The organism is Alcaligenes sp. WGS1538, from assembly GCF_043187505.1.
Classification (GTDB): Bacteria; Pseudomonadota; Gammaproteobacteria; order Burkholderiales; family Burkholderiaceae_B; genus Alcaligenes.
In genome coordinates, this window is the sequence record NZ_CP171109.1 from 2,812,803 (window position 1) to 2,827,394 (window position 14,592).

At 63.0% G+C, this 14,592-nt stretch carries 13 protein-coding genes and 3 tRNA genes; 13 read left to right on the forward strand and 3 right to left on the reverse strand.

The genetic code is table 11. The features are described 5' to 3' along the window. Positions 1-33: 33 nt before the first annotated feature. The 4 genes from ACF3ND_RS13115 to ACF3ND_RS13130 all read left to right on the forward strand — a co-directional run bounded on the left by ACF3ND_RS13115 (position 34) and on the right by ACF3ND_RS13130 (position 3,726). Positions 34-933, forward strand: a complete 900-nt coding sequence (locus ACF3ND_RS13115) for an NAD kinase (RefSeq protein ID WP_394061113.1) — start codon at positions 34-36, stop codon at positions 931-933. A gap of 7 nt (positions 934-940) precedes the next feature. Then, positions 941-2,590, forward strand: coding sequence for a DNA repair protein RecN (gene recN, locus ACF3ND_RS13120; protein WP_394061115.1), 1,650 nt, complete (start codon positions 941-943; stop codon positions 2,588-2,590). A 16-nt stretch (positions 2,591-2,606) separates the two neighbouring features. Continuing rightward, positions 2,607-3,065 carry a GNAT family N-acetyltransferase gene (locus ACF3ND_RS13125; RefSeq protein WP_394061116.1) on the forward strand — a complete coding sequence of 153 codons (459 nt, stop codon included), beginning with the start codon at positions 2,607-2,609 and terminating at the stop codon, positions 3,063-3,065. Between the two features lie 130 nt (positions 3,066-3,195). Continuing rightward, positions 3,196-3,726 (forward strand): AAA family ATPase, encoded by a 531-nt coding sequence (locus tag ACF3ND_RS13130; RefSeq protein WP_394061118.1) that lies wholly within the window; start codon positions 3,196-3,198, stop codon positions 3,724-3,726. Between the two features lie 174 nt (positions 3,727-3,900). Here ACF3ND_RS13130 and fur read toward each other — a convergent pair whose 3' ends face one another. Then, positions 3,901-4,356, reverse strand: coding sequence for a ferric iron uptake transcriptional regulator (fur, locus tag ACF3ND_RS13135; protein WP_394061120.1), 456 nt, complete (start codon positions 4,354-4,356; stop codon positions 3,901-3,903). 148 nt (positions 4,357-4,504) lie between these two features. Between fur and ACF3ND_RS13140 the strand changes: the two genes are divergently transcribed. Both ACF3ND_RS13140 and dapB read left to right on the forward strand, forming a co-directional pair. Continuing rightward, entirely contained in the window at positions 4,505-5,020 is a 516-nt protein-coding gene (locus ACF3ND_RS13140; protein WP_394061121.1) for an outer membrane protein assembly factor BamE, read from the forward strand. Positions 5,021-5,038: 18 nt separating this feature from the next. Then, the gene (gene dapB, locus ACF3ND_RS13145) at positions 5,039-5,830 is read left to right on the forward strand and encodes a 4-hydroxy-tetrahydrodipicolinate reductase (RefSeq protein ID WP_394061123.1); all 792 of its coding nucleotides are present in this window, start codon (positions 5,039-5,041) and stop codon (positions 5,828-5,830) included. A 92-nt stretch (positions 5,831-5,922) separates the two neighbouring features. Here dapB and ACF3ND_RS13150 read toward each other — a convergent pair whose 3' ends face one another. Continuing rightward, on the reverse strand, positions 5,923-7,209 hold the full coding sequence (locus tag ACF3ND_RS13150) for a C4-dicarboxylate transporter DctA (protein ID WP_394061125.1): 1,287 nt from the start codon (positions 7,207-7,209) through the stop codon (positions 5,923-5,925). 154 nt (positions 7,210-7,363) lie between these two features. Between ACF3ND_RS13150 and ACF3ND_RS13155 the strand changes: the two genes are divergently transcribed. The 3 genes from ACF3ND_RS13155 (at position 7,364) to ACF3ND_RS13165 (ending at position 11,181) form a co-directional block, all read left to right on the forward strand. Next, positions 7,364-8,029: a GntR family transcriptional regulator gene (locus ACF3ND_RS13155; protein ID WP_394061127.1), complete on the forward strand. Its 666-nt coding sequence runs from the start codon at positions 7,364-7,366 to the stop codon at positions 8,027-8,029. A 130-nt stretch (positions 8,030-8,159) separates the two neighbouring features. Beyond that, positions 8,160-10,394, forward strand: a complete 2,235-nt coding sequence (locus tag ACF3ND_RS13160) for a TonB-dependent receptor (RefSeq protein ID WP_394061129.1) — start codon at positions 8,160-8,162, stop codon at positions 10,392-10,394. A 61-nt stretch (positions 10,395-10,455) separates the two neighbouring features. Then, entirely contained in the window at positions 10,456-11,181 is a 726-nt protein-coding gene (locus ACF3ND_RS13165; RefSeq protein WP_394061131.1) for a tetratricopeptide repeat protein, read from the forward strand. 10 nt (positions 11,182-11,191) lie between these two features. Here the strand turns inward: ACF3ND_RS13165 and murB are convergent, their stop codons facing one another. Beyond that, positions 11,192-12,202 (reverse strand): UDP-N-acetylmuramate dehydrogenase, encoded by a 1,011-nt coding sequence (murB, locus tag ACF3ND_RS13170; protein WP_394061133.1) that lies wholly within the window; start codon positions 12,200-12,202, stop codon positions 11,192-11,194. A 295-nt stretch (positions 12,203-12,497) separates the two neighbouring features. Between murB and ACF3ND_RS13175 the strand changes: the two genes are divergently transcribed. The 4 genes from ACF3ND_RS13175 to dbpA all read left to right on the forward strand — a co-directional run bounded on the left by ACF3ND_RS13175 (position 12,498) and on the right by dbpA (position 14,396). Further along, positions 12,498-12,573 (forward strand) — tRNA-Gly (locus ACF3ND_RS13175). Between the two features lie 42 nt (positions 12,574-12,615). Continuing rightward, positions 12,616-12,689, forward strand: a tRNA-Cys gene (locus ACF3ND_RS13180). A gap of 41 nt (positions 12,690-12,730) precedes the next feature. Beyond that, positions 12,731-12,806 (forward strand) — tRNA-Gly (locus tag ACF3ND_RS13185). A gap of 201 nt (positions 12,807-13,007) precedes the next feature. After that, positions 13,008-14,396 (forward strand): ATP-dependent RNA helicase DbpA, encoded by a 1,389-nt coding sequence (gene dbpA / locus ACF3ND_RS13190; RefSeq protein WP_394061135.1) that lies wholly within the window; start codon positions 13,008-13,010, stop codon positions 14,394-14,396. Positions 14,397-14,592: the final 196 nt, after the last annotated feature.

Here is a 14,592-nt window from a genome sequence, read left to right on the forward strand (position 1 = left end):
AATTATTTCATTAATCAATAAGGTTTTCGCCCCATGCATTTCAAAACGGTCGCCATTGTCGGCAGATATCAGGATTCCGGCCTGGACGCGCCCGTCCGGTCGCTGGCCCGGACCCTGGTCAATGCCGGCTGTTCGGTGCTGGTGGAGGCCGCGACCGCCCGCAATACCGGCGTCACCGAATTTCCCGTGTGCGACTACGCGGAGATCGGCTCTCGCGCCGACCTGGCCGTGGTCATGGGCGGAGACGGCACCATGATCGGCGCCGCCCGCGAACTGGCGCACAGCAAGGTGCCCCTGGTCGGCATCAACCACGGCCGCCTGGGCTTCATTACCGACATTCCCCTGAACGACGCCAACGACGCCCTGGTCAGCGTGCTGAACGGCCATTACGACATCGAAGAGCGCTCCATGCTGGAGGGCCGGGTGGTGCGCGACGGACAGGTTCTGTATTCGGGCGTGGCCCTGAACGACGTGGTCATCAACCGCGCGGGGCGCGGCGGCATGATAGAACTGCGCGTGGAGCTGGACGGCGTCTTCATGTACCGCCAGCGCGCCGACGGCCTGATCATCTCCACCCCGACCGGCTCCACCGCCTACTCGCTGGCCGCCAGCGGCCCCATCCTGCATCCGTCGCTCAATGCCATCCTGCTGGTGCCCGTGGCGCCGCAGACCTTGTCGCACCGCCCCATCGTCCTGCCCGACAGCGGCACCCTGAACCTGACCATCACGGCCCTGGGCCGCGTCGAGTCGGGCGGCAGCGTGCACTTCGACATGCAGGCCTGGTCGGACTGCCAGCAGGGCGACCGCATCGACGTGCGCCGCGCGCGCAACACCATTCGCTTCATTCACCCCAAGGGCTACAGCTTCTTCTCCACCCTGCGTCACAAGCTGGACTGGAACCGCATGCCCCTGCCCAACGAAGAAAACGAATAACGCTCCTATGCTCCGTACCCTGCACGTTCGAGACTTTGTGATCATGGATCAGGCCACGATCGATTTCGAGACCGGCTTCACGGTGTTCTCCGGCGAGACCGGCGCCGGCAAATCCATCCTGATCGACGCCCTGTCCCTGGCGCTGGGCGCGCGCGGCGATGCCAAGGCCATACGCGAAGGCTGCCCGCGCACCGAGATCAGCGCGCAATTCGACTGTCCGCCCGGCATACGGGACTGGCTCGCCGAACGCGACTTCGAGGCCTCGGACGAACTGGTGCTGCGCCGCCTGATCGACCAGCAGGGGCGCAACCGCAGCTACATCAATGGCAGCCCGGCCACCCTGGCCCAGTTGCGCGAACTGGGCGAACTGCTGGTTGATATCCACGGCCAGCATGCCCACCAGAGCCTGATGCAGTCGCACAGCCAGTACGAACTGCTCGACAGCCAGGGCGGCCACCTGCCCCTGGCCCGCCAGGTCGCGCAAGCCTGGCAGGCATGGAGCCAGGCCCGCAAGGCCGTGGAGCAGGCCAGCCACAGCGCCGAACAACGCCAGCGCGAACAAGAGCAGCTTGAATGGCAGATCGGCGAACTCGCCGCGCTGCATCTGCAGGAAGGCGAATGGGACCAGCTGCAGCAGGAGCACACGCGCCTGTCCCACGCCCAGGCCCTGATCGACGGCAGCGCCCAGGCCCTGCAGGCGCTGGACGGCGAAGAAACCTCCGTGCAGCGGCTGCTGGGCGCCGCCGCCCACGAAATGGCTTCCCTGCTGCGCCACGATCCCGGGCTGCAAACCATTGTCGATAGCCTGGAGTCGGCCCGCATCGCCGTCACCGAAGCCGTGTCGGACCTGAACAGCTACCTGAGCGACACCGAACTGGATCCGGAGCGCTTGGCGCAGACCGAAGAGCGCGTGTCCGCCATTTTTTCGGCCGCCCGCAAGTTCAAGACCGAACCCGAAGAATTGCCCGCGCTGCAGGAGCAGTGGCAGGAACAGTTGCGCCAGGTCCAGCAATCCTTCGATCTGCAGGCCCTGCAGGAACAGGTGCGCAAGACGCAGGCCCACTACGAATCCCTGGCCGCGCAACTGAGCGCGGCGCGGCGCAAGACCAGCGCCCAGTTGGGCAAGCAGGTAAGCCAGGCCATGCAATCGCTGGCCATGCAAGGCGGCCGCTTCGAGATCGCCCTGACGCCCTGTCCGCCACAGGCGCACGGCCTGGAGCAGGTGGAGTTCCTGGTGGCGGGCCACCAGGGCGTCACGCCCCGTCCTCTGGCCAAGGTTGCCTCGGGGGGCGAGCTGGCGCGCATCTCGCTGGCCTTGTCCGTCATCGCCAGCCAAGCGGCCCGCGTGCCCACCCTGATCTTCGATGAAGTGGACACCGGCGTGGGCGGCGCCGTGGCCGAGGTCGTGGGCCGGCTGCTGCAGGAACTGGGCGCGCGCCACCAGGTGCTGTGCGTCACCCACCTGCCCCAGGTGGCCGCCTGCGGAGACCACCACCTGAAGGTCGAAAAAGCGTCGGTCAAGGGCCAAACTTTTTCTTCCATACGCCCTCTGGACCAGGCCGAGCGGGTGGACGAGATCGCCCGCATGCTGGGCGGGCTGGAAATCACCAGCACCACGCGCGAACATGCGCGGGAAATGCTGGAGCGGCAACGCTGACAAGCGTAGCATTGTCATGATCAACCCGACCTTTCGCCCGGCCGTGCCTGATGATGCTTCCATGTGTATCGCAATCCGGGGGCTGACCAGAGAGAACGCGTTTTCCGAAGAGGATCTGCGCGCACTGGGAATCACCGCCCAGTCCTGGAGCGCCGGCATCCAGGATGGCAGCTCTCCCGGCTTCGTGGCCTGCCTGGACGGCCGGATGATCGGTTACTGCTTTGGCGACCGCGATACCGGCGAGATCACCGTCCTCGCCCTGCTGCCCGCCTACGAAGGCCGGGGGATCGGCAGAACCTTGCTTGGGCTGATGATCGAGGACTTCAAGCGCAAAGGCTTCAAACGCCTGTTCCTGGCCTGCGCCAGCGATCCGGACGTTCGCTCCTACGGTTTCTACCGGCGACTGGGCTGGACGGCTACCGGCGAGCAGGACGCGTACGGCGACGACATCCTTGAACTCTCGATCGAACAATAATCGACGGCGCGCCCGATAAACCCCGCCCGGCTCGGAAGCATGCCTTGCCAACGGCATGGGGGCTGATCGATTCATGTGGCCCGGCCCGCGTCCTGGGCAATGGCCGCGTCATTCCAGTTTGAGCCAAAGCATGAGCATTCTCGACGATCTGGGCCCGCGCATCTGCATTCTGGGCCCCTCCAACAGCGGCAAATCCACGCTGGCCATGGCCATCGCGCGAAAATGCGGCCTGCCGGTGGTTCATCTGGACCAGCTCTATCACCAGCCCCATACCGACTGGCAGCCCCGGCCCGAGGCAGAGTTTCGCCGCCTGCATGAACAAGCCATACGGCAGGAACGATGGGTCATGGAAGGCAACTACACGCGCATCCTGCCCCGGCGGCTGGAGCGCGCCACAGGCTTCATTCTGCTGGATGTATCGATGGTCCTCAGCTTGTTTCGCTACTTTCGCCGTACCTGGTTCGAACGCGATCGGGCCGGTGCGCTGGAAGGCGGCCAGGACACCGTGAAATGGCGCATGATTCGCCACAACACGATTGTCACGCTGCGAAGCCGGCGTCGATATGCCGACATCTACGAGCACGTCAGCCTGCCCAAGGTGAAGCTGATGACGAAGGGCGAGCTCAAGCGCTTCTACAGGACGGAAGGACTCGAGGGCTAGAACGCAGCGACCGGGCAAGAAAAAGCCCCGCCGGCTGGCGCCGACGGGGCAAACATTCCTTCCGGTTCCGTACCTGCCAGGCTCAATATCAGGACGTGCCATCGATATGAACCGATGGGCTTGTCCTGCCCCCGAGGCCGGGTCAGGCAGGAACCCGGATCACATGGGGCGCGATCAGGAGCGCAACGCGGACTTGACCTGCTTGCCAGCCTGCGCGCACTTGGGGCAGATGCCGTACAGCAGCATGGTGTGGCTCTCCAGCGCAAAACCGTGTTCCTTGGCGATCTCGTGCTGGCGGGCTTCGATCTGGCTGTCGGTGAACTCTTCCACCACGCCGCAATTGGTGCAGATCAGGTGATCGTGGTGGTCGCCGTCGTTCAGTTCGAACACGGCCTTGCCGCCGTCGAACTGGCTGCGCACCAGAATGCCGGCCTGTTCGAACTGGGTCAGCACGCGATATACCGTGGCCAGGCCGATGTCGACTTCGTCGGCGATCAGCAGGCGGTAGACGTCCTCGGCGCTGAGGTGGCGCTGGCCTTCCTGGTCCGAGCGACGAAAGATGTCCAGAATCTTCAGGCGCGGAAAAGTCGCCTTCAGCCCCATGTTTTTCAGTTCATTTTGATCGTTCATGGCTAAAATTATCGCATCTTGATGGGGGTGGATCCCGGGTCCGGACCCGCCGCAAGGCGGGCCTGTCCCGGGGCGGTTCGGAGCGCAATTCATGCGCTTTTTCCTAAACCCTTATATGATAACGATTTTATTCCAACAGGGGCATTTCGTGCAGAAGAAGGCAAATTCATTCACTCCTGTCATCCGCGCCGTACTGGCGGCGAGCCTGGCTGCCGCGGCCCTGACGGCCTGCGGATCCTCCAAATGGGGCTTCCCCTATCGCGCCGACGTCCAACAGGGGAACTGGATCACTGCCGAGCAGGTGTCCCGCCTGCAGCCCGGGATGACCCGCGACCAGGTCCGCTACCTGCTGGGTTCGCCCACCCTGCAGGACATCTTCCACGCCGACCGCTGGGACTACCCCTACCTGAACCAGCCCGGCTACGGCAAGACCGAACAGCGCACCTTCACCGTCTGGTTCGAAGGCGACACCCTGGTGCGCTGGCAGGGCGATGAGCAACCCGACCGCCAGCCCTTCGAACGCGCCGACACCGGCAAACGCCACAGCTCCGGCCCGGCCGACGCCAACGAAGGCACCCAGCAGTTCGTGCGCCCCATAGGCGGGCATTCCAGCCCCCGCGGCAGCGACGAAGCCGCGCCGCCCTCCACCCAGCCCGTACAGTAAGCAGAAAGGACAGGATACATGCGCATCGCCATTGCCGGCGCAGACGGCCGTATGGGCCGTATGCTGATCGAAGCCGTATTGAACAGCCCGGACCTGACGCTCAGCGTCGCCCTGGATCGTCAGGGAGCCCCCTCCATCGGACAGGACGCCGGAGCGTTTCTGGGCAAGCCCGCCGGCGTGATCATCACCGACGACCTGCACGCCCTGGCCCAGGCCGACTGCCTGATCGACTTCACACACCCTGAAGGCACGCTGGCCCACCTGGAAGCCTGCCTGCAGCACGGCACGCGCCTGGTCATCGGCACCACCGGCTTCTCCGAGGCCGAGAAACAGCAGATCCAGGCCGCCAGCCGGGAAATCGCCATCGTCTTCGCGCCCAACATGAGCGTGGGCGTGAACGCCACCCTGAAACTGATCGAACTGGCCGCTGCCCTGCTGAACCAGGGCTACGACGCGGAGATCTTCGAGGCCCATCATCGCAACAAGGTGGATGCGCCCTCGGGCACGGCCCTGGCCATGGGCGAAGCCATTGCCAAGACCTGGGGCGAATCGCTGGCCGAGGTCGCCGACTGGGCCCGCCACGGCCACACCGGCGCCCGCCAGGACGGCCGCATCGGTTTTTCCGTTCTGCGCGGCGGCGACATCATCGGCGACCACACCGTCTTTTTCTGCGGCCAGGGCGAACGCATCGAAATCTCCCACCGCTCCACCAGCCGCGCCGGCTACGCCAACGGCAGCCTGCGCGCGGCGCGCTTCCTGGGCGACAAGAGCAGCGGCCTGTACACCATGCAGGACGTGCTGGGCGCCTGAGCACGCGCCTGTCGCGCAAGCCTGCTCGATCACGGAAGAAGCACGGCCGGCAATTCGCCGGCCGTGTTTTTTTACCAAGGCCAATCCTTCTGCTAGGCGGCCGACTCCTTGCTCAGGTCCACCTTGATGCGGCCGTCCAGCACATCATGCGCCTGCTGACGATCCACGTCCCCTTCCCAGGCGCCCACCACCACGGTGCCAACGCAATTGCCGATCAGATTGGTCAAGGCCCGGGCCATGCCCATGAACCAGTCCACCGACAGGACCAGCACCAGACCGATGGCGGGTATCGCCGGCACCGCGCTCAGCGTGGCGGCCAGGATGACGATGGCCGAACCCGGAACGCCGTGCGCTCCTTTGGACGTCAGCATGGAAATGGCCAGAATCGTCAGCAGGTCCATGAATGACAGAGGGGTGTTGGTCGCCTGAGCGATGAACACGGCGGCCAGGGTAAGGTAAATGGAAAAACCGTCCAGATTGAATGAATAGCCTGTCGGCACCACCAAGCCTACCGTCGAGTCCTTGACACCCATGCGCTCGAGCTTGCGCATGACCTGCGGCAGTACCGCATCCGAGGAAGCCGTGCCGAGCACGACCAGAAGTTCTTCGCGCAGATACTTGAGCAGCTTGAAGATACTGAAGCCGGCCAGCCGCAGGATGAAGCCAAGGACCACGATCACGAAGATGAAGCAAGTCACATAGAACAACAGCACCAGCATGCCCAGCTTGCCCAGGGTTCCCACGCCGTACTTGCCCACGGTGAAGGCGACCGCACCCAGAACACCCAGAGGAGCCAGGCGAACAATGAAGCCGATGATCTTGAAGAAGACATGGGAGAGCTGGTTCACCAGATTGGCCACCGGCCGCCCGCGCTCGCCCAACATGGCCACGGCCAAGCCAAACAGGATGGCGATCAGCAGCACTTGCAGGATGTCGCCTGAGGCAAAGGCATCCACGAAGGTGGTGGGGATGATCTTCATCAGAAAACCGACCGTATCGGAAGCCTGGTCCACGCGGGACGTATAAGCCGCCATGGCGCTTGCATCCAGAGTGCTGGGATCCACGTTCATGCCGTGCCCGGGCGCGAACAGATACGCCAGCGCAATGCCCAGCGCCAGGGCGAAGGTGGTCACGATCTCGAAATAGACCAGCGCCTTAACCCCCACCCGTCCGACCTTCTTCAGGTCGCTGCTGCCGCAAATGCCGTGCACCACCACGCAGAACACCAGCGGTGCGATGATCATCTTGATCAATTTGATGAACCCGTCGCCGAAGGGCTTGAGCGCCTCGCCGAAATGAGGCCACGCCACGCCGACGATCACGCCCAGCACCAGGGCGACAATCACCTGCCCGAACAAGCTCCGATAGAAAAAACGCATGATTCTTTTCCCTAGAAAGGCTGCAAGAGAAGAAACCGCCAGCAGGAATTTCAACTGACATTTCAGAACATATTTAAAAACGAATTTCAAATATAATGAAAAACATATGTTGATTGACAGCAGTAAAAACCCTATAGGAAACGGAGACTTATCCATGCATGCGGCCTCCCATGAACTATTGCTGGCCACCCAGGCGTTCCAGGCTTTTCGACATCTGCTGGCTACCGGCCAGGTGCGGGCCGGCCAACTGGTATCCATTGCGGAGCTGATGAGACTGATGGACTTTCCGCTTGCCCCGGTACGCGAAGCCGTCAAGCGCGCCGCGGCAGCCGGCTTGGTATCCGTACTGCCCAAGCGGGGAGTCCTGGTGCTGGAGGCGACCGCGCAAGCGCTGCACGACTGTTTTCACCTGCGTTGCCTGTTCGATCAGGAAGGAGCGCGGCTGCTGGCTCATGCCCTGCCAGCGCAGAAGCTGGCCCTGCTGAAGCAACAGCATCAGGAAGTGCTGGAACAGGCGCGCAAGGGGTACGCAACCGTAGCACTCCAGATCCGGGCCATGGAGGTCGACTGGTCTTTGCATCGCACGCTGGCTCAAGCTTTGGGCAATCCGTCGGCATTGGCCATCTATGAAGAGAACTGCGACCGCATCAATGTCATGCAACATTCACGACGCCCCTTGCCCGAACGCATCGTGCCGGCCATGGAAGAGCATTTGCTGATCCTGGACAGATTGGAGAACAAGGATGCCGAAGCCGCCATGCAAGCCGTGCGGGATCACCTGAAGCAGACCCTGCGCTGGTGGGGAATACTCGAAGCTTGAACCTGTTTTTGAAACAGGCTGTTGTTTTTCACGCGATTTTCAGGAGCTGGTCAGGTTCTGGAAAAAAGACGAATTCATAATTTGCTTCCTTCAAAACAATAATGATTCGCATCTCTATTCCGGAGCCATCGTGCCAGAAAACACACCTTCTTCACTGCGTCGCGCCACAGGCATCGCCACGGCGCTCGCCTCCCCCGCCCTGCTGATCTCCCCCTTGGCGCTTGCCCAGCAAGGCTCGGAATCCGCCACACAGTTGGCCCCCATCCAGGTCAAGGCCGCGCAGGAGCGCAGCTACAACATCCAGAATTCGGCCTCGGAGAAATTCACGGCCCCCCTGCTGGACACTGCCAAATCCGTGCAGATCATTCCCCAGGAAGTGATCCGCGACCAGGCCGCCACTTCCCTGACCGATGTGCTGCGCAACACGCCCGGCATCACCTTCGGCGCCGGCGAAGGCGGCAACCCGCTGGGCGACCGCCCCTTCATCCGCGGCTATGACGCCCAGGGCAGCACCTACGTGGACGGCATGCGCGACATCGGCGCCACCTCCCGCGAAGTGTTCAACCTGGAGCAGGTGGAAGTGGTCAAGGGCTCGGACGGCGCCTACGGCGGCCGCGGCGGCGCCGGCGGCAGCATCAACCTGATCAACAAGACCGCCAAGGCCGACACCTTCACCGACGTGAACCTGGGCCTGGGCACCGACAGCTATTATCGCGGCACGCTGGACACCAACCAGCAACTGAGCGATTCCATCGCCTTTCGCCTGAACGCCATGTATCACGACGCCGACGTGCCCGGCCGCGACGTCGTCAAGAACCAGCGCTGGGGCGTGGCGCCCACCATCACCTTCGGCCTGAACACGCCCACCCGCGTGTCGCTGAGCTACTACCACCTGCAGACGGACGACATCCCCGACAGCGGCATTCCCTATGGCTGGCCGCGCGGCGACCTGACCGGTCCCGTGGACGTGGACCGCAACAACTTCTACGGCCTGAAGAGCGACTATCGCAAGACCAACAGCGACATGGCCACCATCGGCGTCGAACACGACATCAACGGCAGCCTGACCCTGCGCAACACCACCCGCTACACCCGGACCACACAGGAATACGTCTGGACCCAGCCCGACGACAGCCAGGGCAACGTCGCCAACGGCCTGGTCTGGCGCCGCGCCAATACCCGCGACAGCCACATCGACAGCCTGGCCAACCTGACCGAACTGGTGGGCGAGGCCGCGACCGGATCGCTCAAGCACCGCTTCAACGTGGGCCTGGAATTCTCGCGCGAGAAAGGCGAACGCGATTCGCTGAACGTGAATCGCGGCAGCGGCTCGGGCGCGGCCAACGCCTGCCTCAAGGGCGTGGGCGCGGCCTCCAACTACCAGTGCACCAGCCTGTACGATCCCAATCCCGGCGATCCCTGGGTCAATACGCTCAACGGCCGGCCCAGCGGCAACCCCAGCCAGAGCAAGACCAACACCCGCTCCATCTTCGCCTTCGACACCATCGAATTCAATGAACATTGGCAAGCGGGCCTGGGCCTGCGCCTGGACAACTATTCCACGCACTACAAGTCCGGCGCCTTCGACCTGAGCCGCAACGACACCCTGGTCAACTATCAGGTCGGCCTGACCTACAAGCCGGTGCAGAACGGCGCGGTGTATGTGTCCTACGCCACGTCCTCCACCCCGTTCAACGCTTCTGCCGGGGAAGGCAGCGACGGCTCCGCGCCCTCGAGCCGCGGCGGCCGGGTCAGCGGCGGCAACACCGACGAGCTGTCCCCCGAAAAGAACCGCACGCTGGAACTGGGCACCAAGTGGAACGTGCTGGACGATGCCATGACCCTGTCGGCCGCCGTGTTCCGCACCGAGACCACCAACGCCCGCGTGACGCTGGCCAACGGCGACTACGAGATGGCGGGCAAGAAACGCGTGGACGGCCTGGAGCTGGGCGCTTCGGGCGCCATCACGCCGCGCTGGAACGTCTACGCCGGCTACACCTACCTGAACGCCAAGCTCACGGACAACGGCCCGAACGGCTCGGCCAATGACGGCAACCGCTTCCCCAATACGCCCAAGCACAGCTTCAGCCTGTGGACCACTTACAAGCCCGTGGACAAGCTGACCGTGGGCGCCGGCGCCTTCTACTCCGCCAAGCAGTACGGCGATGCGGCCAACAAGCTGTACATTCCGTCCTACTGGCGCTTCGACGCCATGGCCGCCTACCAATTCAACAAGAACGTGGGCGTGCAGTTGAACGTGCAGAACCTGACCGACAAGGTGTATTACAACCAGGCCTACGCGTCGCACTACGCCAGCATCGCTCCCGGACGCTCCGCCGTCCTGAACCTGAAACTGTCCTACTGACAGGCAGTTGACCTGGAAAAGGCGCGGCCTGCCCTGAGGGGCGGGCCGCGCCGTCTTGCCCATGCATGAGATCACCGCCCGCGAACTGAACCGGCTCGACGCCCAAGGATGGCGGGACATCCTGTCCGGCCCGCCCGAAATCGCCCTGCGCTGGCTGCACGCCGCCGCCGAACAGGGCGTGATCGAAGCCCAGGTCAATCTGGCGCAAAAGTATCTGGAAGGCCGGGGCTGCGACGCCGACCCGACGCAAGCCCTTGCCTGGCTGCGCCTGGCGACCAACGAAGGCCACCCCATGGGCATGAATCTGCTCGGACGCTGCTATGAGAACGGCTGGGGCCTGAAGAAAGACGACGTGATGGCGACCTACTGGTTCCGCCAGGCGGCGCTGACCGGCCTGGACTGGGGCCAGTACAACTATGCCACTTCCCTGGCGCTGGGACGGGGCGCGCCCGCGGACCTGGCCCAGGCGCTGGATTTCTTCCGGAAGGCGGCCGGACAGGGACACGCCAAGTCCTGGAACTTCGTGGGCAGCTTTCATGAAGACGGCTGGGCCGTGCCGCGCAACCTGGAACAGGCCCTGGCCTGCTACCTGCGCGCCGCGCAGGGACAGGACTTCCGGGGGGCGTTCAACGCCGCGCGCCTGCTGGCCGACCAGGGCAAGACCGATCAGGCCCTGCCCTTGCTGCGGCAAGCCTGGGAACAAGGCCATCCCGCCTTCCGGGGGCAGATGCGGGCCTATTTGCGGGCCCACCCCGTCAAAGCGCTGCGCGAGCTGCGTCTGCAGTGAGCGCGATCCATCAAACCACCCGGACCGGCTCCTGCTCCAGCTCCACGCCGTAGCGCCGGCGCACGTCGGCGCGAATGGACTGCGCCAGCCGCTCGATATCCTGCGCATTCGCGCCGCCATGATTGACCAGCACCAGGGCCTGGCGTTCATGGACGCCGACCGAGCCATCGCGCCGGCCCTTCCAGCCGCACTGATCGATCAGCCAGCCTGCCGCCAGCTTGCACAAGCCCTGCCCCAACTCATAGGACACCAGGCCCGGCCACTGCTCGCGCAAGGCGTCGCGCTGGACCTGCGGCACCACCGGATTCTTGAAAAAGCTTCCCGCATTGCCCAGCACCGCGGGGTCGGGCAATTTCTGGCGGCGGATCTGGCAGACCGCCTCGAAGATCGCCCGGGCGTCCGCCGTGCCGGCCAAGGCGCTGCGCTGGCGCAGGTCAGGATAGTCCAGCACAGGCGTCCAGGGCCGCGGCAAGGCAAAGCGCACCGCCACGATCAGCCAGGTGCCGGCCGGGTCATGTTTGAAACGGCTGTCCCGATAGGAAAAGCCGCAGTCTGCCGCCGGCAGCTCCACCAGCCGCGCCTGGCGGAAATTCCAGGCCAGCACGCTGTGCACGCGCTGCTCCAGCTCCACGCCATACGCGCCGATATTCTGGACGGGCGCCGCGCCCACCGTGCCGGGAATCAGGGCCAGGTTTTCCAGGCCGGGCCAGCCCTGCTCCAGGCAGTGCCCGACAAAGTCATGCCAGACTTCGCCGGCCTGCGCCTCCACGATATGGGCGTCGTCGCGGGTTTCCAGCAGGCGTATGCCTCGGCTTTGCACTTTGATCACCAAGGGATCCACCTGCCCCGACAGCACCACGTTGCTGCCCCCGCCCAATACGAAGAATGCGCCGGCCTGCTCGACCAAGGCCTGCAAGGCGGGCAACCGGGCCGCATCGTCGAACACCACCAGCTCACGGGCGCGGCTGCGCAATCCCAGGGTGTTAAAGGAAGTCAGATCCACATCGAACTGCCTGTTCACGGCTATTACCTAGCGATAGACGAAAGCAGTAAGCATAGCGCGGGGGGCCGGCCATCGCAAAAAAAAGAGTGGAACTTCTTGACAGGCACGCCAAGCGCGTTTTATAGTTATGTTCTTGCTGCAGCGCCAGTCGCCAAGCAAAAGCGGTTTTAAAGAGCGGTTCCAGTCAGCCAGGCAAATTAAAAAAGCTTGACAAACAAGAACAGCAAAATTAAAATAGCTTTCTTTACTTAAACGGTGTTTTAAGTAAAGCCGCAAACAGGAATGTTGGCGGATTTTCTGTGAAAACAGATATGCGGGAATAGCTCAGTTGGTAGAGCGCAACCTTGCCAAGGTTGAGGTCGCGAGTTCGAGACTCGTTTCCCGCTCCAGATTCCTAAGGGAAGCCCAGGCTTCCCTTTTTAATCGACCACGGCGCAATGGCAGAGTGGTTATGCAGCGGATTGCAAATCCGTCTAGGTCGGTTCGATTCCGGCTTGCGCCTCCAGTAACCCTGGTCACAAGTCGGTACTGCGGAAACGCACACATGCGGGAATAGCTCAGTTGGTAGAGCGCAACCTTGCCAAGGTTGAGGTCGCGAGTTCGAGACTCGTTTCCCGCTCCAAATTCCTAAAAAGGCCCAAACTTCGGTTTGGGCCTTTTTGCTTTGTGCTGCGCCTCCACCAGGAAAGCCGTTACAACCTCCTCAATACCTGGAAATGCCGCCCGAATACCTGCAAAGTTCCGCCGGAACCTGGTAAAAATCCGCCAGGACGTGCATTCTCAGTCAATTCAACCTTTTGCGGTTTTTGCGATCCGCCTTATCGTGTCCAATACTTCCTTCTCCACCCTCCCCCTCCTGCCCGTCCTGCTGGACACCCTGCAAAGCCTGGGTTTTGAACAGATGACGCCTATTCAGGAACGGAGCCTGCCGCTCATCCTGCAAGGCCGCGACCTGATCGCGCAAGCCAAGACCGGCAGCGGCAAGACCGCGGCCTTCGGACTGGGCGTGCTGCAAACCCTCAACCCCGGTAAGCTGGCTCCACAAGCTCTGGTAATTTGCCCCACGCGCGAGCTGGCCGACCAGGTCACCGCCGAGCTGCGTCGTCTGGCCCGCCAGATTCCTAACATACGCATGCTGACTCTGTACGGTGGTGTGCCCTCGCGCCCGCAAACAGAAGCCTTGCGCAATGGCGCTCACGTTGTTGTGGGGACGCCGGGCCGGATTCAGGACCATCTGGAGCGCGGCAACCTGGACTTGTCCGCCCTGAAAACACTGATTCTGGACGAAGCCGACCGCATGGTGGACATGGGTTTTCATGACGATATCGTGGCCATTGCCTCGCACTGCCCGCCCCGTCGCCAAACCTTGCTGTTCTCAGCCACTTACCCGGAAAACATCCGCAACCTGAGCGCCCGCTTCCTGTACAAGCCTGCGGAAGTCAAAGTGGAAGCACTGCACGATGCCAGCCAGATCGAACAGATTTTTTACGAAGTTCACCCCGGGCAGCGCCTGTCTGCCGTGGTGACGCTGCTGGAACATTTCCGCCCCGCCTCTACCCTGATTTTCTGCAATACCAAAATGCGCTGTCAGGAAGTGGTGGAGCAATTGCAATCCGAAGGGATCAAGGCTCTGGCTCTGACCGGCGATCTGGAACAGCGTGATCGCGATGAAATTCTGGTGCAGTTTTCCAACCAAAGCTGCGCCGTGCTGGTGGCCACCGATGTGGCCTCACGCGGTCTGGACATCCAGAACCTGGAGACCGTCATCAATGTGGACGTGACCAAGGACTCCGAAGTCCATGTGCACCGCGTCGGGCGCAGCGGCCGCGGCGATCAGAAGGGACTGGCGCTGAGCCTGTGTTCACGCGATGAAATGCGCTGGGTCAATCTGATCGAGCAGTACCAGGGAAGCGCGCTGAAATGGGGCAATCTGAAGACGCTGCGCCCCAAGTCCGGCCGCTCCTTGCAGGCGCCCATGATCACCTTGAACATACAAGGCGGCAAAAAGGACAAGCTGCGCCCCGGCGACCTGCTCGGCGCCCTGACCGGCGACGGCGGCCTGAGCTTCGAGCAGGTGGGCAAGATCAACATCACCGACTACAACGCCTACGTCGCCCTGGACCGCCGTATCGCCAAACAGGCTTTCGAGCGCATCTCCAACGGCAACATCAAGGGCCGCCGTTTCCGCATGCGCTTTCTGGAAGAGTTCTGAATGCCGGCATGGCTCAGAGGCTGCCTTGGGTTGAAAGCGGCATCGTATGACTGGCTGCTTTCGACCCGCAGCGGTCCATTGCAAGGTCGGCGCCGATGGCTGATTCGCGTAATAGAGGCGGCAAAGTGCAGTTGGCCGACTCATTTGCATGGCTTAACCGGCGCGGTGCAGAAATGACGGGCGAAGCATGCTACAG

Bases quoted from the DNA above. Each gene is read 5' to 3' on its own strand.
- ACF3ND_RS13115 (WP_394061113.1), top strand. From the start codon at position 34: ATGCATTTCAAAACGGTCGCCATTGTCGGCAGATATCAGGATTCCGGC.
- recN (WP_394061115.1), top strand. From the start codon at position 941: ATGCTCCGTACCCTGCACGTTCGAGACTTTGTGATCATGGATCAGGCC.
- ACF3ND_RS13125 (WP_394061116.1), top strand. From the start codon at position 2,607: ATGATCAACCCGACCTTTCGCCCGGCCGTGCCTGATGATGCTTCCATG.
- ACF3ND_RS13130 (WP_394061118.1), top strand. From the start codon at position 3,196: ATGAGCATTCTCGACGATCTGGGCCCGCGCATCTGCATTCTGGGCCCC.
- fur (WP_394061120.1), bottom strand. From the start codon at position 4,356: ATGAACGATCAAAATGAACTGAAAAACATGGGGCTGAAGGCGACTTTT.
- dapB (WP_394061123.1), top strand. From the start codon at position 5,039: ATGCGCATCGCCATTGCCGGCGCAGACGGCCGTATGGGCCGTATGCTG.
- ACF3ND_RS13150 (WP_394061125.1), bottom strand. From the start codon at position 7,209: ATGCGTTTTTTCTATCGGAGCTTGTTCGGGCAGGTGATTGTCGCCCTG.
- ACF3ND_RS13155 (WP_394061127.1), top strand. From the start codon at position 7,364: ATGCATGCGGCCTCCCATGAACTATTGCTGGCCACCCAGGCGTTCCAG.
- ACF3ND_RS13165 (WP_394061131.1), top strand. From the start codon at position 10,456: ATGCATGAGATCACCGCCCGCGAACTGAACCGGCTCGACGCCCAAGGA.